Raw genomic sequence first — 18,474 nt, 5'->3', positions numbered from 1 at the left:
AGCGTCCCCTCCGCTACCAGACGGAACGACGTCGGGATCAGGCTTGGGTGCCCAACCGGCGGGAAATTTCCCTGGCACATCTGGTCACTTCCGGAATCCACTCCCGGGCGACGTCTTCGATGCGGACGGCCCTTTCCTCGGCGGTCTCGGCGTCCTTGCCCCGGTGCCTGGCGCTTCCGCCAGGAAACGCCCGGTTCGACACCGTCAACGTCACGCTGGCCACCGGATAGCGCTGCCGGTCGAGGACAGCGACGGCAACAGAGGAAAACCCCTCCGTGACCTCGTCCTGCTCCCATGCATATCCGAGCGACCGTGCCCGCGCCAAGAGATCCTGCAACGCCGGCAAGGACTGTGGGCCGTTGCTGTGGCGCTCCGCGAAAGCCTCCGGTCCCGGGAAAAGCGCAGCCACCTGGGCGGAGTCCATCTGTGCCATCATCGCCCTCCCGCTGGCCGTCAGGTGGGCCGGAAGCCGGACCCCGGTGTCCGTGACCAAGGGCCGTTGCCGCGGCGCCCGCTCCTCGATCACGTAAACGACGTCTCGCCCGTGCATCACGGCAAGATGGGCAGTCCGGCGGGTTCGGGCGACGAGCCGGGACAGCGGGAACCGGGCAATCCGCTGGATCGGAGCTTGCCGCGAATACCCCGTCCCCAACTCATGGGCGGTCACACCCAAGGCATATTTGCGCTCCTCCGGAAGATGGACCAAAAAGCCGTCATCGATCAGGGAGGCTATGAGCTGATACGTGGTGGACCGAGGCAATCCAACATCGCGCGCAATGATGGACGCGCTAACCGGGCCGGCTTGTCCGGCGACGTATCTGAGAACCGCCAACACCTGGGCTGCAGCCGGCGCCTTGGGCCGCACGGAATGACTGTTCATTGTCCAAGAATACGCCCCCGATTGTCCGGTATATCGGACGCTTTGGTTGCCTGCCTAGCCCAACCCCTCCAACCGGGCCCGCGCCGTTTCCGCAGTCCGGCGTTCCCGGGCGGCTAGCCGGGTGGCCAGTTTGCGGTTCCGCTCGGCCAGGGTGATCGCCCACTCCGTGGCGGCAAGCTCCTGCTGCAACGCAGCCAGCTTGTCTTTGGCAGCTTTGACTTCGACGGCGAGTTGCTGGCTCCGGTGCACGGCCTCGGTCTTTTCACGCTCGGCCTTGGCGAGTTCCATGTCGGCCCTGTCCGCGTTCTGCTGTGCTTCGAGCAATGCAGTTTGGGCTTTCTCGCGTTCACGCTGTGAGTCTGCCCGCCCGCGCCGCCGTCCGCCGTCGTCGGGCCCTTCTTGGATGGTACCCACCGCGGGAAGTGCGCCTGCAACCGCCACTGCGCCCGAGAGGTCCACGGGTTCCAATCCGTTTGTGGCGAGCGAACGCACCAGCTGCCCGCTGCGGAGCGCCTCAGCGGCGGCGGGATCCGTCATGGCTGCCCTCAGCGTGGCCTCGATCTCCAGCGCGGCGGCGCCGCTCACTTTGACACCTAGGCTTTCGGCCACGGCACGGGCCTGCTCGACGGCGGCAGCCAGCACCCGCGGGCGCTGCTGGCCGAGCGTACGGAGACGGTCGTGATCCTGCTGCTCCTGGGCCCTCCCGAGTGATGCCCCAAGCTCCAGCACACCGGCGAATTCCTTGGTGCCGTGCCGCACAAGCATGTTGACCGCCCACGCCGCCGTCGACGGCTTGGGCAGCTGGGCGATCTGTTTCGCAAGCTCAGCGTCCCCGCTGGATTTCGCTTCCTTGGCCCGCGCAGTACGGGCCGCCGTGAACGCCGAGGGAACCAGTGTGTAGAGTTCGACGGCGATCCCGGCCAGGTCCATCGCGGAGGCCAGCGCCTTACTAACCGGCGAAGAACTCGGCCAGCGCGTCTGCCATGACTCCGGGTTCCCAGCCATGGTTGGCTCCTGGAATGGTGGCTTTGCGAGCACTCGGGATGTTGGCCACGATGGAGTCGGCCGCTTTCGGCATGATGGGTATGGTCTGCTCGCCGACGATCGCCAGGGTGGGCTGCGTGATGCCGGACCACAGTTCTGCCCTTGGCGCGGACTGGGTCCACGCGAGGGATTCGGCGTCGGCGGAAAGGCTGGGGCCCAGTTCGAGCATGATGGGCCATCCTGGACTGTTCTTGGCGCCGGCCAGCCATTCCGGCGGCATGTCCTTCATGTAGTACTCGATGGTGCTGGCCTTGTCCCCGGATGCGATCCGTTCCTGGAGCCCTGCGAAGAACTCGGCCCCGCCGGTACCGAGTTCATCGCTCAGGGGAGTCTCCCAGAGCGCCAGCTTCGTGACGGGTAGGCCTGCTGCCGCCGCTGCCAGGGAAATCGAGCCACCGGAAGAGCTCCCGAAGAGCGCAGCTTTGCCTCCTGCGATGTCGATCAGCGTGCCGAGATCGTCGATGTTGTCCTTCAGGGTGAATGACGGAGCGTCGGCGCTTTCCCCACGGCCGCGCCTGTCGAAGTTCAAGACCGTGAACCCCTTAGCGCCTAAGAGCTTGGCCATTTCCACCGTGTTGGGGTCGAAGCCCCTGAATTGCATCGCACCGCCAACCAAGATCACGGCGGGTCCTTCGCCGAGCTGGTCATACCCGATGCGGGTACCGTCTTTCGAGATCGCAAATTCGGACATCCCAGATCCTTCGATTTTGGCGGACAGTAGGTTCCTAACTCTGGGGCTCAGCCACCCACGGGTCAAGGGGCGAAGTACCCAAAAGCAGGAGTTCTTAAGAGCTTCTTAAATGCCCCGCGCGAGAGTGGAAACAGGCCGCACGACGGCCGCTACCCCCGAACCGGAGACACCATGCGATCACATGCCAAGCAGAACACTTCCGCGGAAGGCCGCAATTCCGCCGTCGTCCGTCACAGTGTGCCGTTGCTTCCGCAGCCCAGGTACTGGCTTCTGTGGGGCATTGCCCTCGCGGCAGTGGTCCTTGCCATTGGCTTCAGCGTGCAGTCGGTAACGGGCCTGACCAGCAGCGAACTTGGCGTTGACCAGGAACTCAGCCGCCACCACGTGGCAGGGTTGACGACGTTGGCCATGGCATTGAACTTTCTCTTCGCTCCTGTAGCAGGAGTCTGCATGGTCCTGGTGATCGGCTTGTACCAATTCCTGGTTCGCAAGTCCTTTGTGCGGGCTGTCATGTTTGTGCTCTTCGCATGCTCGGGCTGGGCTGCCAGCGAGGTATTCAAACTGATCGTTGCCCGCCATCGGCCTAACCCTGCGCTTCTTTTCGATCCGCTCTCCCCGGAAACGGGTTCCAACAGCTTTCCTAGCGGCCACACGGCCTTCGCCGTAGCGTTCGCGTTCGCCTTGTACCTCCTGGTCCGGGGCACCCGATGGGGCGTCATCACCGCGTGGGCCGGGGCAGCCCTGGCCGTAGTGGTTGCGTGGTCCCGGATCTATATCGGAGTCCATTACCCCAGCGATGTGGTGGCGTCTTTCCTGGCCACCAGCGCCGCGGTAATAGTCTTGGCCGGGCTCTGGAACCGGTACGCGCCGCGAATCATGGAGCGGCTCTCGCACCGAACGGTGTCAGAAGCGGTCGTTTCAGGAGCCGCCGCGTCAGAAGCAGCCACCTCGGAAGCACCCGCAACACAAGCACACGGATCCTGAGGAGGACCAATGCACGTACTTTCTGCCATGCCGTCATTCCTTGACCCCACCACCCTGCTCCAGGGCTTGGGCCCTGCAGCGTTGGGCGTCGTAGCCCTGATCGTGTTCATCGAATCTGGTCTCCTTTTCCCCTTCCTGCCTGGTGACTCCTTGCTGTTCACCACCGGACTGCTGCACCAGCAACTTCAGCTTGAATTGCCGGTGCTGATCGCCGTCGTATCGGCTGCTGCCATCGCCGGAGACCAGATCGGCTACATGCTTGGGCGCAAGTTCGGACGGCGCTGGTTCAAGGACGATGCCCGGGTCTTGAAGACCGCGCATCTGGACAAGGCCGAGGAATTCTTCAAACGCCGCGGCGGCCCCGCGATTGTCTTGGCCCGCTTCGTGCCCATTGTGCGGACATTTGCACCGCTGAGCGCAGGCATTGCCCGCTACAACTACAAATCCTTCACCCTGTGGAACATCGCCGGCGCCGTCATCTGGGGAACCTCCGTGACGCTCCTGGGTTCCTGGTTGGGACACTACGAGTTCATCGCAAACAATATTGACGCCATCGCCGTCATCATGGTTTTGGTCTCCGTGCTGCCCTGGGGAGTCGAGTTGCTCAAGAAGCGCCGCAAGGTCAAAGTAGGCGCCACGAATGGGCACGCCGGGGAAGAATAGACAGCATGACAACAGCTGAGCGGCCGGCCCTTCTCCTGGTCGAAGACGATGCCGCCCTGGGTCCGCTCATCAGCGAGCTCCTGGAGCCGGACTTCTCCGTCCGCTTGGCTGTCAATGGGCGCGACGGCCTCCACCTCGGCTTGACCCAGAGTTGGGACGCGATGGTCATTGACCGGGGGCTGCCCGTGATGGACGGCATTGCCCTGATCAAGGCCCTTCGCTCCAAAGGAATTGCCACCCCGATCCTCATCCTCACCGCGCTTGGTGCCACCGATGAGAAGATCCTGGGCCTCGACGCCGGGGCGAACGACTACATGAGCAAACCGTTCGACGCCATGGAGCTCGCCGCTCGCTTGCGAGCCCTCACCCGGACGTACGCCCAGCCGCCCACAACTCTGGGAATCGGGGATTGGGAGTTCGACGCCGGTGCCCGGTCCGTGCGCTCCGTGTACGGTTCTGTGGTCACGCTGACGGCGAAGGAAGCCGGACTCCTCGAGACCCTGGCCGGGGAACCGGAACGGGTCTTCACCCGTGAAGACCTCATCAGCGCCCTGTTCCACCCCACGGACCAACCGGGCGTGATCGACACCTACGTCCACCACCTGCGCCGTAAGATCTCCAAAACGGTGATCCGGACGGTCCACGGCCTCGGATACCAGATCGGCAATCCCCATGACTGATAACCCGGACCAGGCGACACTCCGCAGAGCCTCCCTGAAGATCGCAGTTCGGATCAGCGCGGCCTGCGCAGTTTTGGTGCTGTTCCTCCTGGCGGCCGCTGCGATCTACCTTTTCAACCAGGCGCGGCAGCCAGGACTCCCTGGACCAAGCGAGACTGACTCTGTCTACGCCTACCTGGATACCAAGGACCTCCTGAAGGCCATGATCGTTGCCGGCGTTGTGGGGATCCTCTTGGCCGGCGGCATTGGTTGGCTCAGCGCGCGGAGCGCCATCAGGCCGCTGGGAGACGCGCTCGCCTTGCAGCGACGGTTTGTACAGGACGCCAGCCATGAATTGCGCACACCCCTCGCCATCTTGGATGCCCGAGTCCAGCTTGCCCAACGCGATGCCGTCCCTGACTCGAAAACCGGGCAGGCACTCGCCCGTATCCGCAATGACACCGCGACCCTCACCGGCATCGTCAACGAATTGCTCGTGGCAGCCACCGGCTCGCCCTCGGATGCCACCGCGGAGGCGAGCGATCTCGCGAAAGTCGCGGCCGCCGTCGTCGAAAGCTTGCAGCAGCTCGCGGGTGAGAAGGACGTCCGCGTCACGTTGACTGAAAAGGATCACCCCTTCGCACTCATTGACGGCAATGGATTCCGCCGCGCGCTCCTTGCCTTGGCCGACAACGCGCTGGCACACACGCCCGCTGGCGGCCAGGTCGGGATCACGACGGCGGTGCTCGGCAGCCGTGCGGTGGTCACCGTCTCGGATTCCGGGGCCGGGATCAAGGGAGTGGACCAGACGAGGATCTTTGACCGCTTCGTGAGGACACAGAACCCGGAAAGGGCAATGGGCCAGCGCAGCTTCGGAATCGGCTTGGCGTTGGTCCGTGAAATCATCACGGGAGCTGGCGGCACGGTTGGGGTCGAGCGCAGCGGTCCGCGGGGAACCGTCATGAAGATCACGCTGCCGCTTGCTCCGAAAAGCCCCAACCCGAAGGCCGTAGGCTCCGGAAACGCGTCGAGCTAGGCCGCTGAAGCTTCGCCGCGTCTCATGCAGGATTGCCCGGCATGGCTTCCGCCAAGGATTGCCGCCGCCCGGATCGCCGTTCAATACTCAGGCAGCCCGCAGTTTGGCGGGGTGGGCGTATTTGAGGACCTTGGCTTGGTGTCGTAGCTTGCGTCGGTGGCGTATGGAATGCGGTGCCATAGTGGTCTTGGGCAGCCCGGTTCCTGCCAGCGTGGTTCCTGCCTGCGTGGTTCCTGCGAGCCCGGTTCCTGCCAGCGTGGTTCCGGGCGGGGGCGGTGCTGTTGATTGGTAGTGGTGTCCGGTGGGGGTGCGGATGTCGAAGTTGTGCCGTCTTCCGGGGCCGGTTTTTGCTGTAGGGGTTCGTGCTGTCCAGCCGGGGAGTTCTTTGGTGTGGTTGCAGGCTTCGCACAGGCCCGCCCCGTTGGTCAGGCTCGTGGGGCCGCCGGCGTGCCAGGGGATGATGTGGTCCAAATGCCTGATCGGTGCGTCGCAGTATGGGGTGCGGCAGGTGTCGTCGCGGGCTTGGATGAATCGCCGCAAACCTGCGGGGAAAAGGCGCGACCGGGAATCCACGGCGACAAGCTCCCCGGTTCCGGGGGCGGTGTAGAGGCGCCGGAGCCAGACCCTGAAGGCCGGCGTCTCTTCAGTTTGGCGGTGCCCGGGCTGGAGCGGTGCAGCTTGGCCGGGTTCGGCTTGGCCGGGCTGGCCGGGTGCGGCTTGATTGTGGTTTCCCGTGAGCATTGTCCTGGCCCAGGCGGCGGGGACGATGCCGTACTCGGGCAGGCGTGCGGGTTCGCTGTCGCCTTGGAAGAGCGTGCGGTCGGTCATGACGAGCTGGACTTCGATGCCCGTGATCCCGCCGGGGGTGCCGGTGGTGCGTTCGATGAGGGTGTCGGCCATGATCTGGTCCCGGCTGCGTGTCTCGCCGGCGGAGCGGAGGGTGTCGGCGTGCCGGCTCAGGGCCGTGTGCACGGCCACGCCTTGGGCGACGGGGAGAAGGGCGGTCAGGTAGGTCATGGTGTCCGGTGCCGGGCGGAGGCTGACGTGCCGGTCGGTGGCGGCGTGGCTGGCGCGTTGCGTGACGGAGCGGGGGTCCCGCCGGTAGGCTGCGGTCCGGGCCGCGGCGGTGATGGCCCGGTTTCCGGCGCCGTCGAAGGTTCCGGTGTTGGCGGCGAGCTCTTCGTCCACGGCGCGGCGGTCTTCGGCGGCGAGGCAGGCTGTTTCCTTCACGAGCAGGGTGGCGCGCCATTCGTTGAGCTGGCCGGTGTCCAGGGCGGCGAGGGTGCGGGGCATTTCGGTCACGAGGGCTTTCGCGAGTCCGAGGAGCCGGGATCCGCGGGCGGGGGATTCCCGGCGGGCCAAAGCAATTTGAGCTCCGACGCCGCGTCCCTGCTCGTCGGCCGGGACGCCCAGATCTTTCTCGGCGCTGCGCTGGGCGGCGTCGAACGCGACGGCGATCCGGGCCTGGGTACCGGCGATCGCGGACTTGAGATCCTCTAGACCGCGCAACTGGTTTATCAGTTCGGCGCTGTCAGGCAATTCCGCGATGCCGGCCGATCCCGTGACGCTGGAGACTTCTGGCCGAAGCGAGTTCACGGCATGGATTAGATCTCGCACCCGGGCATCTGTGTCCGGCACTTGAGCATCAGGGATCAGGGGACGCGCGGCAGCCGCATCTGGAACGGCACGGCGAGGTGGCGCGCCCGCTCCGACCAGCCGATCTCCTTGAATGCCTTCCATAACCAAAAGCATCCCAAAGGGGTACGACATTATTAGGCCGACGAAGCCCGTCCGGTCGAAAAGATCGAAAGTCGTCAGGACTCCGTAGCCCGGCGAACCTCGCTGGCCAGCGCGCGGACAGCCTTGCCGGCTCCCTACTTGGGTCACCGATGGCGTTTCGCGGGCAAGCGTGCGGCCAGCCTCGTCGGACTCTGGCGTGCGCAGCCGAAGGGGACGAGAATGGGCTCGTGCTTCCCCCTCAAGCCGGAGGGGACGGCGCCCCGATGAACGCCGCCGCCCGAAAGATTCAAAGTGTCTACCTCACGTTGACTCTGGGCAATACCCTTGCGGCCTCGTTCATCTGGGGGATCAACACCCTCTTCCTGCTGGACGCCGGGCTCAGCAACCTCGAGGCCTTTGCGGCGAACGCCTTCTTCACCGCCGGAATGGTGGTTTTCGAGGTGCCCACTGGGGTGGTTGCCGATGGCTGGGGGCGCCGCGTCTCGTTCCTGCTGGGCACGGTGACACTGGCCGGGTCCACCTACCTCTACTATCTGCTCTGGCAGCATTCCGCCCCGTTCTGGTTGTGGGCGGCGGTGTCGGTATTGCTCGGACTGGGCTTCACCTTCTTCTCGGGTGCCGTGGAGGCTTGGCTCGTCGACGCGTTGCGCTTCACCGGGTATGAAGGCGGACTGGAGACGGTGCTCGGGCGCGGACAGATGGTGGCCGGCGTCGCCATGCTGTTGGGCTCCGTGGCTGGAGGCGTGATCGCCCAGGCCACCAACCTGGGAGTGCCGTTCCTGGTGCGCGTGGGCGTGCTAGTGGCCATGTTCGTCGTGGCTTTCTTGCTCATGCGCGACGTCGGGTTCACCCCCGAACGCTCCACTCATCCCCTCCAGGCGACCCGTGCCGTCCTAAACGCCTCGATCGAGAACGGTTTGAAAAATCCACCCGTACGGTACGTGATGCTGGCAGCGCCGTTCAGCGCCGGCGTCGGGATCTATGTGTTCTATGCCCTGCAGCCGTTCCTGCTTCGGCTCTTCGGAGACCCACACGCGTACTCCGTGGCGGGTCTGGCAGCGGCGATCGTGGCCGGAGCCCAGGTGCTCGGCGGGTGGATTGCACCCCGCATACGGCGCCTCGTGCGCAAGCGCACCACGGTGTTGATCTTGAGTGGCGTCGTGGGCGCCTTGATTCTGGTGGTTCTCGGGATCACCCAAGTGTTCTGGGCGGCCCTGGTCCTCTTGACGCTCTGGGCCATGGTCGAATCGGCGGGCACCCCGGTGCGGCAGGCCTACTTGAACGACATGATCCCTTCGAAGCAGCGGGCAACAGTGCTCAGCTTCGACTCACTCATGGGATCAAGCGGTGGGGTTGTGGTGCAACCGCTCCTCGGCAGGGCAGCCGATGTGTACGGCTACTCCACCTCGTTGGCGATGAGCGGCGTGATCGAGTTGATTGCCGTGCCGTTCCTGTTGGCGAGCCGTCGGCGCGGCTCCTTGGCCGATCAGGCTAACGCCCCAACCGCCACATCGGACGCGGAACCCCAACAGTCGTAGGAATTGTCCTACGGAAGCCGTGAAGCCCGGAGAAGCGTGGCCTGGCCGGCCTTTTCGGGCTCGAGCGGTACCGGGCTAATTAACACGGCTGGGCCACGATGCAATGTGCCATCCGAAAGCGGTTGGCAGCGAACGCCGCCGCGCCCTCGCATGGCGGCATGCGCTCCCGGGGCCAGGACCCGGTCCATCCAGGCGCAAGGGTGGGCAGGTCGCCCCGCACGCAGTCGCACAAGGCCGCCAAGGGATTCCAATTCGAACTCCTCGCCCAACAGGGGAGCCAGGTGGGCTCCCCTGAGGACCACATTGCGGCGCGGCAAGAGCGGGTCGAAAGGTGCGACGCCCAGCTCCGCTGCCATGGCTTCGAGGGCCTCGATGGCGATCAAGGTGACTGCGGCATCCATGTGCGCGGCCTTGCCGAAAAACCGGTCACCGACGATGCCCTTGCCATTTACGACTTCCACGTGCCCGGCGTCGGCGGTGGGTACGTCGGCGGCACCATCACGTGCGCGGCCGAAGTAAGCGTGCCCCGGTGACACGAGCAGGTGCAGGATCTCCACGTCGTACCTGTAGCTTGGCGTCATGCCATAAGGCTATGCCCGCCGCGGGGTCTCGTCGCCCTGAGTCCCGATCCGCGGAGTCCCAAGAAACCGCGGGGACGGATGTGACGTGGGTGACAAGTGTGGTGTTTGGTGTAAAGCTTGTCGCGCTGCGTTGACTGTCTTGTCAGTGCGGATCCTATTGATCCTCTGGGAGGTTTCGTGAAGAAGATTCTTAGCGTTTCCGGGGCTTTATTGCTTTTGCTGAGCGCTCTCTCAGCGGCGGCACCGGCGGCAGTTGCCCAACCATCTCCGTCCGCCAATTGGCATGCGGAGAGGGCATGCCCCGATGTCCCTGCCGGTAATGCGTCGTGTTTTGCCCTCAAGTACGTCGATGATTCAACAGGCTCGACCAAAGCACTGACGCAGGGCGGACGAGTCACGCCCTCTTCGAGCGCGCCGCCTTCCACCGGTAAGACCCCTGCGGATATCCAGAGTGCCTACAACATCACGGGCCTTAAATCCGGGGGCCGGACCGTGGCAATCGTGGACGCCTACGGCTATCCGAACCTTGAACGCGATCTCGGCGTTTACCGTTCACAGTTCGGCCTCCCGGCATGCACGGTCAACAACGGCTGCCTCACCATCATGAACCAAAACGGCGGGAGCAAGCTTCCCAAGTTCAATTCGGGCTGGGCCGATGAAACCGCCCTCGACGTCGACGCAGTCTCGGCAGCGTGCCCAGACTGCAAGATCCTGGTGGTGCAGGCGACGACTCCCAGCATCGCCAATCTTGGTACAGCCGTGGCAACGGCAGCCAAACAGCCAGGAGTGGCCGCGATTTCCAACAGCTACGGCGGTGGGGATTCATCCGACTCCAGCTATGGCGCGTACTACAACCACCCGGGAATCGCAGTGACAGCCTCCACCGGGGACAACGGGTACAGCGGCTCGTCCTACCCAGCTTCCTCGAGTTATGTCACGGCGGTGGGTGGCACGTCATTGGTCAAGGACACCAGCACCCGTGGGTGGGGCGAATCGGCCTGGTCCGGCTCGGGATCCGGATGCTCAAGTGTCAATGCCGCGTTGCCAGCCGCTGCCACCTTTGGAACGGGGTGCAGCAAGCGCGCCTCAGCAGACCTCGCCGCCGTCGCAGATCCACAGACCGGATTGTCGGTATACGCGCCGAGCAACGGCACCACTTCATCGTGGGCACAGTACGGGGGAACGAGCCTGTCCTCACCCTTGGTCGCCGCAATGTACGCGCTTTCCGGGAACACTGGCAGCTCCTCGGCTCTGGCCAACTCCCTCCCTTACGCAAATGCAGGCAAATTCAATGATGTCGCCTCGGGCTCAACGGGCAGCTGCCCCACGAGCCAATGGTGCCTCGCCGGCACCGGGTGGGACGGGCCCACGGGCGTCGGCACTCCGAACGGGGTTGCCGGACTCTAATGCATGCGGCAATTGCCTAAAGGGTGGCTGGCCGTCCATGACGGCCGGCCACCCTTGGCTATGTCAAGCTTCATTGCCATAGAGGAGGTCGGGTCCTGGGCGGCCGGCCTAGTCCTCCGCCGGGAACGCCACGCCTTCGCCCACCACGCGGAGGCACAGTTCCGTGCCGGGCCTGGTGATCGAAGCGTTCCAGTGGCGGATGGTGATAACCTCGCCGCCGCCGGGGTAGACCGGGCCCGCGCCGTCCGTGGCGGCCCGCGGCGCGAGCTTGATCCGGACGGTGGTCTCGGGTCCGAAATAGTCGGTATCCACCACGACGCCGCGGATGGGGCCATCCGGGGCAATCCGGATCTGTTCCGGGCGAAGCATCAATTGCACAAGCCCTTGTGCCGGGGGACGGCGCACAGGAATTCCGCCCAGCGAACACGTGGCCAGGGAGCCTTCCATCCACGCATTCAGGATGACGGCGTCGCCCAGGAACTCGGCCGTCGCGCGATCGGCGGGACGGGTGTACACCACGAAGGGATTGCCGATCTGCGCGAGCTTCCCGCCACGCATGATGGCAACCTGGTCCGCGAAGGAAAGGGCCTCGGCTTGATCGTGTGTCACCAGGATGGTGGTGACCCCAGCTTCGTTCAGGACCTTGGCCACGGCGCGCCGGGTGGCAACGCGGAGGCCGGCGTCGAGGGCGGAGAATGGCTCATCGAGCAGCATGAGCTCCGGTTCGCGGGCCAAAGCGCGGGCAAGCGCCACCCGTTGCTGCTGGCCTCCCGAGAGCTGGTGGGGCCGCCTCTTGGCCATGTCCCCATCGAGGGAAACCATCTCCAGCAGCTCCTGGACCCGCGCCTTCACACCGCGCCTGCCGCCGTCGAGCGCTGATTTGTCCAGCCCGAAGGCGATGTTCTGTCCCACCGTAAGGTGCGGGAAGAGCGCGCCATCCTGGGCGACATAGCCAATGTGGCGCTTGTGCGCAGGCAGCCAGACGCCGTTCCCCGCCACTTTGTTGCCATTGAGGCTGATGGAGCCGGTGGCCGGGTGTTCAAAGCCGGCGATCAGGCGAAGCAGGGTGGTCTTGCCGGATCCGGAGGGCCCCACGATGGCAGTGGTTCCGCCCTTCGCCACGGACAGGTTCACGCCCTTCAGCACAGCCTGGGAACCGAAGTTCTTGGTGACCTCGGCGATGTCCAGGTGCGTGTTGGTGGTTGGGGCCACCGAAGCCGCGACGCGGGGTGCCGGAAGCCTGGAGGGAGATTGTTCGGTCACTGTCCGGCTACTTTCTTGGACTGTTGGAAAAGCAGGTACGTCATGGGGGCAGACAACAGGATCATGAGCAGGGCGTAGGGGGCCGCGCCCGAGTAGTCGATCTCGCTGCTCTTGCTCCAGAATTCGGTAGCCAAGGTGTGCGTGCCATTGGGCGATAGCAGCAGCGTGGCCGTCAGCTCATTGACGATGGCAAGGAACACCAGTGCGGCCCCGCCTGCGGCGGCCGGGGCCGTGAGACGCAGGGTGACTTTCAAGAAGGACACGAGAGGGGCCCTGCCGAGCGACTGCGCGGCTTCGTCGAGTTCCTTGGGAGCCTGGGCCAGTCCGGAGCGGATGTTGACCAGGGCGCGGGGCAGGAACAGGAGCACATAGGCGGCAATCAGCACACCGGAGGTCTGGTAGATTCCCGGGAACATCCGGATACTCACGGTCACGAAGGCGAGGCCCACCACGATCCCGGGCAGGGAGCTGGTGACGTAGTTGGAGAGCTCCAGCATCTTGCTGAACCAGCTGGGGTGCCGCACCGCCAGATACGCCATGGGGAAGCCGACGACGATTGTCACCGCGGCGCCTACGGTGCCATAAGCGAGGGTTTGGAGCAGCGCCGGAAGGAACTCGTTGGCGGACCAGACGCGGGCGCCTCCCGCAACCACCCAGCGCAGGACGAACCAGATCGGCAATCCGAAGGCCAACACCGTGAGGGCCAGCAGGGCGAGCTGGGAGGGAATCTGGTAGTGGCCAAGCGGCAACCGGATCGGCTTGGCTTGGGCGCCGGAACCGACTCGGGCGTAGCGCGCGGTGCCGCGGCTCCTGACTTCCACCAGGAGCAGGATGAGGCAGAAGAACACCAGGACGCTTGCCAACATGTTACCGGCTGTGCCGTTGAACGTGGATTGGAACTGGGTCATGATCGCCGTGGTGAACGTGTCGAAACGGATCATCGCGAATGCACCGTATTCGGCCAGCAGGTGCAAGGACACCAAGAGAGCGCCACCTGTCATCGCGATCCGCAGTTGCGGCAGGACAACCCGGAAAAAGACGGCCCACGGTCCCAAGCCAAGGGATTCCGCGGACTGCTCAATGGCCGGGTCAAGGCGCCCCAGCGTTGCCGCCGCCGGAATGTAGACAAGGGGGAAGTATGACAGCGTGGCAATGAGCACTCCGGACCAGATGCCCTCGAGCGACGGGACCGCGGATACCCACGAATAGCTGTTGACGAAGGCCGGGATGGCCAAGGGGGCTGCCAGGGCCACGGCCCACCAGCGATGCCCCCGCAGTTTGGTGCGTTCCACGAGCCACGCGCCGCCAACTCCCAACACCAGGCAAATGGGCACTGTAAAGACCACGAGCATGATGGTGTTCAGGAGCAGCTCGCCGACGCGCGGCCTGAAGATGAGCCCGACGGCGGTGTTCCAGCCGGTCGCAGCCGTCATGTAAGCGACGTACCCCAGCGGGATGAGCGAAAACAGCGCGATCAGCACCGCCAGCAGGGATATTGCGGAAACGCCGAGAGGCGGGCGGGGGCGCTTGCCCCTGCCCGCCGTCGTCGCGCTCTCCGAATTCGTCGGAAGTGCGGGAGCCGATAGATCAGTGGTCACAGAATTACAGCAGTCCTGCCTTGGTCATCAGGTCGGTAACCTTCGCGGAGTTCAATTTGGCCGGTTCCACGGTGGGAGCCTGCAGATCCTTGATGGGAACGAGCTTAGCGTTGGAGTCCACCTTGGAAGCAACGGCGTACTCGAAGGAGGTGCCGTTCTTGAGGACTTCCTGGCCCTGCTTGCCGGTGATGAACTTGATGAAGGCCTGGGCAGCCGCAGCGTTCTTGGAGGACTTCAGCACGCCGCCGCCGGACACGGACAGGAAAGCGCCCGGGTCCTGGTTCTTGAAGAAGTACGGGGTGACCTTGTTGGAGTTCTCGCCGGTTTTGGCTTGGTCGCCGTAGTAGTAGTAGTGGTAGATCAGCGCGGCGTCGACTTCGCCGGCGTTGACTGCCTTCATGGCGGTGCTGTTGCCCTTGTACGCCTTGAAGTTGTCCTTCATGCCCTTGAGCCACTCGGTGGTGGCTGCCTCGCCCTTTTGTTCGAGGAGGGCGGCAACAATGGCCTGGAAGTCAGCGCCGGACGGGGAAGCCGCCCACCTGCCCTTCCACTCCGGCTTGGCCAGATCCAACATGGACTTGGGCAGCTTGTCGTCGCTGATCTTGTTCTTGTCGTAGACCAGAACGGTGGAGCGGGCTGCGATGCCGGTCCACTTGTTGGTTGAAGGGCGGTACTCAGCCGGAACCTGGTCCACAGTGGCCTTGTCGATGTCGGCGAAGAGGCCGGCGTTCTCAACCTGGGCCATGGCGGGGGAGTTCTCCGTGAGGAAGACGTCGGCCGGGGATGCCGCGCCTTCCTGGACGATCTGGTTGGAGAGCTCGGTGTCGGAACCCTGGCGGATGGTGACCTTGACGCCGGTCTCCTTGGTGAACGCGTCAACCCATTCCTTGGTCAGGGTGTCGTGCTGGGCGTTGTAGACCGTGATTTCGCCAGTCACTTTAGTGGCAGTAGCAGCGTCAGTGGAAGCAGAGCCGGTGGCTGCGGAGGATGCGGTGCCGTTGCCGCATGCGGCCAGGCTGAGGGCTGCGGTGGCGGCGAGTGCGATGCCGGCCAGCGCATTTGCGCGAATCTTCATGAGGGCTTCTTTCTGCGAGCAAATCCTGGGGAGCCCGGGGGAAGAAAGTGCGGGCTCACAGGTTGAAACTTTAGGTTAGCCATACCTAAATTTCCATCCAGATCGCCTGATCGTGACGGGAATCACATGTATTACGCAAGATTTACATGACCTAATACACGACCGGTGGATGGGCCGCTTAGTGGGCCTCGGATTCTTCTGAGTAGACCCTGCTTGCGTAGTCCTCCAAGGCCTGTGCGCATTGGGCCAAGGAAGCATCCGCCTCGGTGGAGCCGGGCGCCTGGAAAGTGTCGCGTGCGCGGATCTTGGCGAGCCAGTTGACGAGTTTTGTGTAGTCCACCTCGTTCTCTTCGAGCTCGGCATACGTGAAGTGGTTGGCCTGGTATTCCTTCTCGATACCCGCGAGAAAATCCTTGCAACGGTCAACGATCTCGTCGTACTCATCGGTGCGGGCCGATTGATAGAGGCTCAGGATGTGGGAATCGCCTGCGATGACGGTGGAAGACATGAGGATGGCCGTGCCGGGCATATCAAGGATTTCGTGGCGCAGTTTCTGCAGTGCGCGTTCCGCGGCGGGAGCCTTGGGTAGAGCGGCGATGGAGTTTTGCAAGTAGACGGCGCCCAGTCCTTTGAGTCGCCGCCACACCGCTGCGCGCAGCCGGGTGGGCTCGGAGGGGACGCGGTAAACGAGGATCAGCCATTCGGCTGCCCCGCCCGCGTCCGGATTGTCGGTCGATTCGGCAGGGCGCATGTTCGGATTCTATCTGCCGCCTCTCCAAGGTCCTCGTTTGCCTACGAGGAGGGGCGCGGTGGGCAAGCTGTTGAAAGCCCTTAACTTTTCATTCACCAGAACAGTAAACTCTGTTATGTGCGTAGAGTCACCATCAACAGGTTGATGATCTAACAGCGGTTACATTTACGTCTCCGAAAGAGAGCGACACCCTTGAATACCACTGCATTGCTCCTGTCCGTCTTCCTGGCCTGCTTGGTCGAAGCCGTGGAAGCCGCCACCATCGTTCTGGCCGCAGGGACTGCCCGCAACTGGCGCTCGGCCCTCTCCGGCGTCGGCGCCGGCTTGGTGGTGCTGGCCGCCGTCGTCATCGTTTTCGGACCGGCGATCGCCCTGATTCCCTTGGATTTCCTGCGCGTCATTGTCGGGGGGCTCCTGCTTGTCTTCGGGCTTCAGTGGATGCGCAAGGCCATCCTGCGCGCCAGCGGCCACAAGGCCCTGCACGACGAGGACGAGATCTATCGGCGTGAATTTGCCGCGGCACAGTCCGCGACCGGGGTGTCCCGCTTTGGGGTCAGCGACTGGTACGCCTTCACTCTTTCCTTCAAGGGCGTACTGCTCGAAGGACTGGAAGTTGCGTTCATCGTGGTCACCTTCGGCAACATCCAGGGCCAACTGGGCCTGGCGGCGTGGGCAGCGGCAGCGGCAGTTGTCCTCGTAGCCGTTGCGGCGATCATCGTTCGCGGACCCCTTTCCCGGGTGCCCGAGAACACCATGAAGTTCATCGTGGGCATCATGCTGACAAGCTTCGGCATCTTTTGGGGCGCCGAGGGTGCCGGGGCCGTTTGGCCTGTAGCTGATATTTCGCTCCTGGTCATCATTCCAGGGCTTGCCGTCATTGCCTTGGCCATCGTGGCGCTGCTTCGGCGCCGTCCTTTGAGGTCCACGGTTGCTACGGTGTCCATGCCAAACCAGTCCGCCCTGGGATTCGCTGGTGGTATTCCCTTCGGTGGTTTTCCGGCGGGAGCATCCTTGGAAACCGGTGACCCAGAAACAGCCCAAACCCGCACGGTGGCCGCCGCGGCGACTGCCCTCGACGGTCCGCGCAAAACCTCAGCGGTGGAATCGCTGAAACGCTTCGGCTTGTTCTGGTACGACTTCATCATTGGCGATGACTGGAGGGTGGCCCTTGCCGTAGCCGCATCCTTCGCAGTCACTGCCGCACTGAGCGCCGCAGGCGCCGGAGGCATCTGGTGGATCGTTCCCGCCGTCGCCGTTTTGACTCTTCCCATGGCGCTTTCCCGCTTGGTCCGAAAGTCCTGACCGAGGATGGTGGACTTGGGCTGATGGGGTGACTGGAGCGACGCAGTTCGGCGGCAAGCTAACGCGAGCGGGCCTCCGGCCGACAGTAGGAACTGAACCACCCTCCCTACAGCGCCTTCCTAGCTAAAGCAGAAACGGCCCATGATCGTTGTCACCCGCCTGAACGGCACCCGCTTTGCCGTGAACCCGGACATCATTGAACGGATCCACGAAAGCCCGGACACCCACCTGGTGACCCTCGACGGCGCTGCTTACGTAGTGCAGGAGAGCCTCGCCGAGGTGGTGGAGCTGATTGCGAATTACCGCTCCTACATCCTCCGGCGGGCACAAGATCTCCCCACTGTGACGGGCTATCCCTTGAGCCTCGTGCGGACACCGGACCCGGACGGAAGGTAGGCCATGGATCCCTCAACTATTATCGGCCTGTTCCTGGCCTTCGGCTCCGTGGTCGCCATGGTGACCCTTGAAGACGCCAACCTCATGGCGCTCCTGCTTCCCGCGCCCATGGTCTTGGTTTTCGGTGCCACCTTGGCCGTAGGCCTGGCCGGGAACACGTTCCGCGACACCATCCGGGCGTTCAAGGACTTGCCCAAGGCTTTCAAGGGGAGGACCGACAAGCCGCAGGACAGCATCGACCAGCTGATCGGCTTTGCCGAGAAGGCCCGCAGCGAAGGGCTGCTCTCCCTGGAAGAGGCAGCTGCCCAGGAAAAGGATCCGTTCCTGGCCAGGGCCCTCCAGAACATCGCCGACGGCACCGATGCCGAAGAGTTGCGCATCCTCATGGAAGACGAGATCGACACCAAGATGCGCAGCGACCACGTCTCTGCCAAATTCTTCGCCAGCCTGGGTGGATACGCACCCACCATCGGCATCATTGGCACGGTGGTGTCCTTGACCCACGTCTTGGAGAACCTTTCCTCGCCCGACCACCTGGGACCCATGATCGCCTCGGCATTCGTGGCTACCCTCTGGGGATTGTTGTCAGCGAACTTCATCTGGCTGCCGTTCAGCTCGCGGCTCAAGCGCCTGTCCGAGTTGGAAATCGAACGCATGACGCTGCTGATGGAAGGCATGCTGGCAGTGCAGAACGGGACCCAACCGCTACTGCTCGCCGAGCGGCTCCGTGCCATGGTCCCCGCCGACAGGCTCGGCAAGGCGAAATCCGCAAAGAAGAGCACCGACGACGACGGCCGCCCCGGCAAATTCGCTTCGTCCAAGGCCGCATGAGGTCCCGGCGCCGCCGCAGTTCACCTCCGGCGGAG

The 18,474-nt window shown here is 64.1% G+C and carries 18 protein-coding genes; 9 read left to right on the top strand and 9 right to left on the bottom strand.

Translation table 11 applies throughout. From position 1 onward, the window contains the following. Positions 1 to 37: 37 nt before the first annotated feature. The 3 genes from OOZ51_RS14625 to OOZ51_RS14615 are packed head-to-tail and all read right to left on the bottom strand — an operon-like array spanning position 38 to position 2,615. A complete protein-coding gene (locus tag OOZ51_RS14625) occupies positions 38 to 880 on the bottom strand; it encodes an IclR family transcriptional regulator (RefSeq protein WP_265980470.1) in 843 nt (280 codons plus the stop codon). 54 nt (positions 881 to 934) lie between these two features. After that, positions 935 to 1,885, bottom strand: coding sequence for a coiled-coil domain-containing protein (locus tag OOZ51_RS14620; protein WP_265980469.1), 951 nt, complete (start codon positions 1,883 to 1,885; stop codon positions 935 to 937). Continuing rightward, positions 1,830 to 2,615, bottom strand: coding sequence for an alpha/beta fold hydrolase (locus OOZ51_RS14615; RefSeq protein ID WP_265980468.1), 786 nt, complete (start codon positions 2,613 to 2,615; stop codon positions 1,830 to 1,832). Before OOZ51_RS14615 ends, OOZ51_RS14620 begins: the two co-directional genes overlap by 56 nt. 171 nt (positions 2,616 to 2,786) lie before the next feature. Here OOZ51_RS14615 and OOZ51_RS14610 point away from each other — a divergent pair, with 171 nt between their 5' ends. The 4 genes from OOZ51_RS14610 to OOZ51_RS14595 are packed head-to-tail and all read left to right on the top strand — an operon-like array spanning position 2,787 to position 5,957. Beyond that, the gene (locus OOZ51_RS14610; RefSeq protein WP_265980467.1) at positions 2,787 to 3,599 is read left to right on the top strand and encodes a phosphatase PAP2 family protein; all 813 of its coding nucleotides are present in this window, start codon (positions 2,787 to 2,789) and stop codon (positions 3,597 to 3,599) included. 9 nt (positions 3,600 to 3,608) lie between these two features. Continuing rightward, the gene (locus tag OOZ51_RS14605; RefSeq protein WP_265980465.1) at positions 3,609 to 4,262 is read left to right on the top strand and encodes a DedA family protein; all 654 of its coding nucleotides are present in this window, start codon (positions 3,609 to 3,611) and stop codon (positions 4,260 to 4,262) included. A 5-nt stretch (positions 4,263 to 4,267) separates the two neighbouring features. Next, positions 4,268 to 4,942: a response regulator transcription factor gene (locus OOZ51_RS14600; protein WP_265980464.1), complete on the top strand. Its 675-nt coding sequence runs from the start codon at positions 4,268 to 4,270 to the stop codon at positions 4,940 to 4,942. Continuing rightward, on the top strand, positions 4,935 to 5,957 hold the full coding sequence (locus OOZ51_RS14595) for a sensor histidine kinase (protein WP_265980463.1): 1,023 nt from the start codon (positions 4,935 to 4,937) through the stop codon (positions 5,955 to 5,957). The genes OOZ51_RS14600 and OOZ51_RS14595 overlap by 8 nt, the downstream gene beginning before the upstream one ends. 87 nt (positions 5,958 to 6,044) lie before the next feature. Here the strand turns inward: OOZ51_RS14595 and OOZ51_RS14590 are convergent, their stop codons facing one another. Beyond that, positions 6,045 to 7,697, bottom strand: a complete 1,653-nt coding sequence (locus OOZ51_RS14590; protein ID WP_265980461.1) for an HNH endonuclease — start codon at positions 7,695 to 7,697, stop codon at positions 6,045 to 6,047. Positions 7,698 to 7,960: 263 nt separating this feature from the next. On the opposite strand from OOZ51_RS14590, the gene OOZ51_RS14585 reads away from it, so the two are divergent. After that, on the top strand, positions 7,961 to 9,235 hold the full coding sequence (locus OOZ51_RS14585; RefSeq protein ID WP_265980590.1) for an MFS transporter: 1,275 nt from the start codon (positions 7,961 to 7,963) through the stop codon (positions 9,233 to 9,235). A gap of 8 nt (positions 9,236 to 9,243) precedes the next feature. Here OOZ51_RS14585 and OOZ51_RS14580 read toward each other — a convergent pair whose 3' ends face one another. Further along, entirely contained in the window at positions 9,244 to 9,816 is a 573-nt protein-coding gene (locus tag OOZ51_RS14580; RefSeq protein ID WP_265980459.1) for an MOSC domain-containing protein, read from the bottom strand. Between the two features lie 177 nt (positions 9,817 to 9,993). On the opposite strand from OOZ51_RS14580, the gene OOZ51_RS14575 reads away from it, so the two are divergent. Then, positions 9,994 to 11,223, top strand: a complete 1,230-nt coding sequence (locus OOZ51_RS14575; protein WP_265980457.1) for a S53 family peptidase — start codon at positions 9,994 to 9,996, stop codon at positions 11,221 to 11,223. Positions 11,224 to 11,331: 108 nt separating this feature from the next. On the opposite strand, the gene OOZ51_RS14570 is transcribed toward OOZ51_RS14575, so the two are convergent. The 4 genes from OOZ51_RS14570 to OOZ51_RS14555 all read right to left on the bottom strand — a co-directional run bounded on the left by OOZ51_RS14570 (position 11,332) and on the right by OOZ51_RS14555 (position 15,910). Further along, positions 11,332 to 12,486, bottom strand: coding sequence for an ABC transporter ATP-binding protein (locus tag OOZ51_RS14570; protein ID WP_265980456.1), 1,155 nt, complete (start codon positions 12,484 to 12,486; stop codon positions 11,332 to 11,334). Next, positions 12,483 to 14,084: an ABC transporter permease gene (locus OOZ51_RS14565; protein ID WP_265980454.1), complete on the bottom strand. Its 1,602-nt coding sequence runs from the start codon at positions 14,082 to 14,084 to the stop codon at positions 12,483 to 12,485. The genes OOZ51_RS14570 and OOZ51_RS14565 overlap by 4 nt, the downstream gene beginning before the upstream one ends. 4 nt (positions 14,085 to 14,088) lie before the next feature. Further along, complete coding sequence (locus OOZ51_RS14560; RefSeq protein WP_265980452.1) at positions 14,089 to 15,159, bottom strand: iron ABC transporter substrate-binding protein; 1,071 nt, start codon at positions 15,157 to 15,159, stop codon at positions 14,089 to 14,091. Between the two features lie 178 nt (positions 15,160 to 15,337). Next, positions 15,338 to 15,910: a Chromate resistance protein ChrB gene (locus OOZ51_RS14555; protein ID WP_265980451.1), complete on the bottom strand. Its 573-nt coding sequence runs from the start codon at positions 15,908 to 15,910 to the stop codon at positions 15,338 to 15,340. A 192-nt stretch (positions 15,911 to 16,102) separates the two neighbouring features. Here OOZ51_RS14555 and OOZ51_RS14550 point away from each other — a divergent pair, with 192 nt between their 5' ends. The 3 genes from OOZ51_RS14550 to OOZ51_RS14540 all read left to right on the top strand — a co-directional run bounded on the left by OOZ51_RS14550 (position 16,103) and on the right by OOZ51_RS14540 (position 18,439). Next, complete coding sequence (locus tag OOZ51_RS14550; protein WP_265980450.1) at positions 16,103 to 17,212, top strand: COG4280 domain-containing protein; 1,110 nt, start codon at positions 16,103 to 16,105, stop codon at positions 17,210 to 17,212. Between the two features lie 141 nt (positions 17,213 to 17,353). Then, positions 17,354 to 17,608, top strand: a complete 255-nt coding sequence (locus OOZ51_RS14545) for a flagellar FlbD family protein (RefSeq protein ID WP_265980448.1) — start codon at positions 17,354 to 17,356, stop codon at positions 17,606 to 17,608. Positions 17,609 to 17,611: 3 nt separating this feature from the next. Next, the gene (locus OOZ51_RS14540; RefSeq protein ID WP_265980447.1) at positions 17,612 to 18,439 is read left to right on the top strand and encodes a motility protein A; all 828 of its coding nucleotides are present in this window, start codon (positions 17,612 to 17,614) and stop codon (positions 18,437 to 18,439) included. The last annotated feature ends 35 nt before the right edge of the window (positions 18,440 to 18,474 follow it).

Origin of the sequence: Arthrobacter rhizophilus (assembly GCF_026241105.1) — a bacterium.
Classification (GTDB): Bacteria; Actinomycetota; Actinomycetes; order Actinomycetales; family Micrococcaceae; genus Arthrobacter.
This window is presented reverse-complemented; position numbering and strand designations above follow the sequence as displayed.

Bases quoted from the DNA above. Each gene is read 5' to 3' on its own strand.
- OOZ51_RS14625 (WP_265980470.1), bottom strand. From the start codon at position 880: ATGAACAGTCATTCCGTGCGGCCCAAGGCGCCGGCTGCAGCCCAGGTG.
- OOZ51_RS14620 (WP_265980469.1), bottom strand. From the start codon at position 1,885: ATGGCTGGGAACCCGGAGTCATGGCAGACGCGCTGGCCGAGTTCTTCG.
- OOZ51_RS14615 (WP_265980468.1), bottom strand. From the start codon at position 2,615: ATGTCCGAATTTGCGATCTCGAAAGACGGTACCCGCATCGGGTATGAC.
- OOZ51_RS14610 (WP_265980467.1), top strand. From the start codon at position 2,787: ATGCGATCACATGCCAAGCAGAACACTTCCGCGGAAGGCCGCAATTCC.
- OOZ51_RS14605 (WP_265980465.1), top strand. From the start codon at position 3,609: ATGCACGTACTTTCTGCCATGCCGTCATTCCTTGACCCCACCACCCTG.
- OOZ51_RS14600 (WP_265980464.1), top strand. From the start codon at position 4,268: ATGACAACAGCTGAGCGGCCGGCCCTTCTCCTGGTCGAAGACGATGCC.
- OOZ51_RS14595 (WP_265980463.1), top strand. From the start codon at position 4,935: ATGACTGATAACCCGGACCAGGCGACACTCCGCAGAGCCTCCCTGAAG.
- OOZ51_RS14590 (WP_265980461.1), bottom strand. From the start codon at position 7,697: ATGGAAGGCATTCAAGGAGATCGGCTGGTCGGAGCGGGCGCGCCACCT.
- OOZ51_RS14585 (WP_265980590.1), top strand. From the start codon at position 7,961: ATGAACGCCGCCGCCCGAAAGATTCAAAGTGTCTACCTCACGTTGACT.
- OOZ51_RS14580 (WP_265980459.1), bottom strand. From the start codon at position 9,816: ATGACGCCAAGCTACAGGTACGACGTGGAGATCCTGCACCTGCTCGTG.
- OOZ51_RS14560 (WP_265980452.1), bottom strand. From the start codon at position 15,159: ATGAAGATTCGCGCAAATGCGCTGGCCGGCATCGCACTCGCCGCCACC.
- OOZ51_RS14555 (WP_265980451.1), bottom strand. From the start codon at position 15,910: ATGCGCCCTGCCGAATCGACCGACAATCCGGACGCGGGCGGGGCAGCC.
- OOZ51_RS14545 (WP_265980448.1), top strand. From the start codon at position 17,354: ATGATCGTTGTCACCCGCCTGAACGGCACCCGCTTTGCCGTGAACCCG.
- OOZ51_RS14540 (WP_265980447.1), top strand. From the start codon at position 17,612: ATGGATCCCTCAACTATTATCGGCCTGTTCCTGGCCTTCGGCTCCGTG.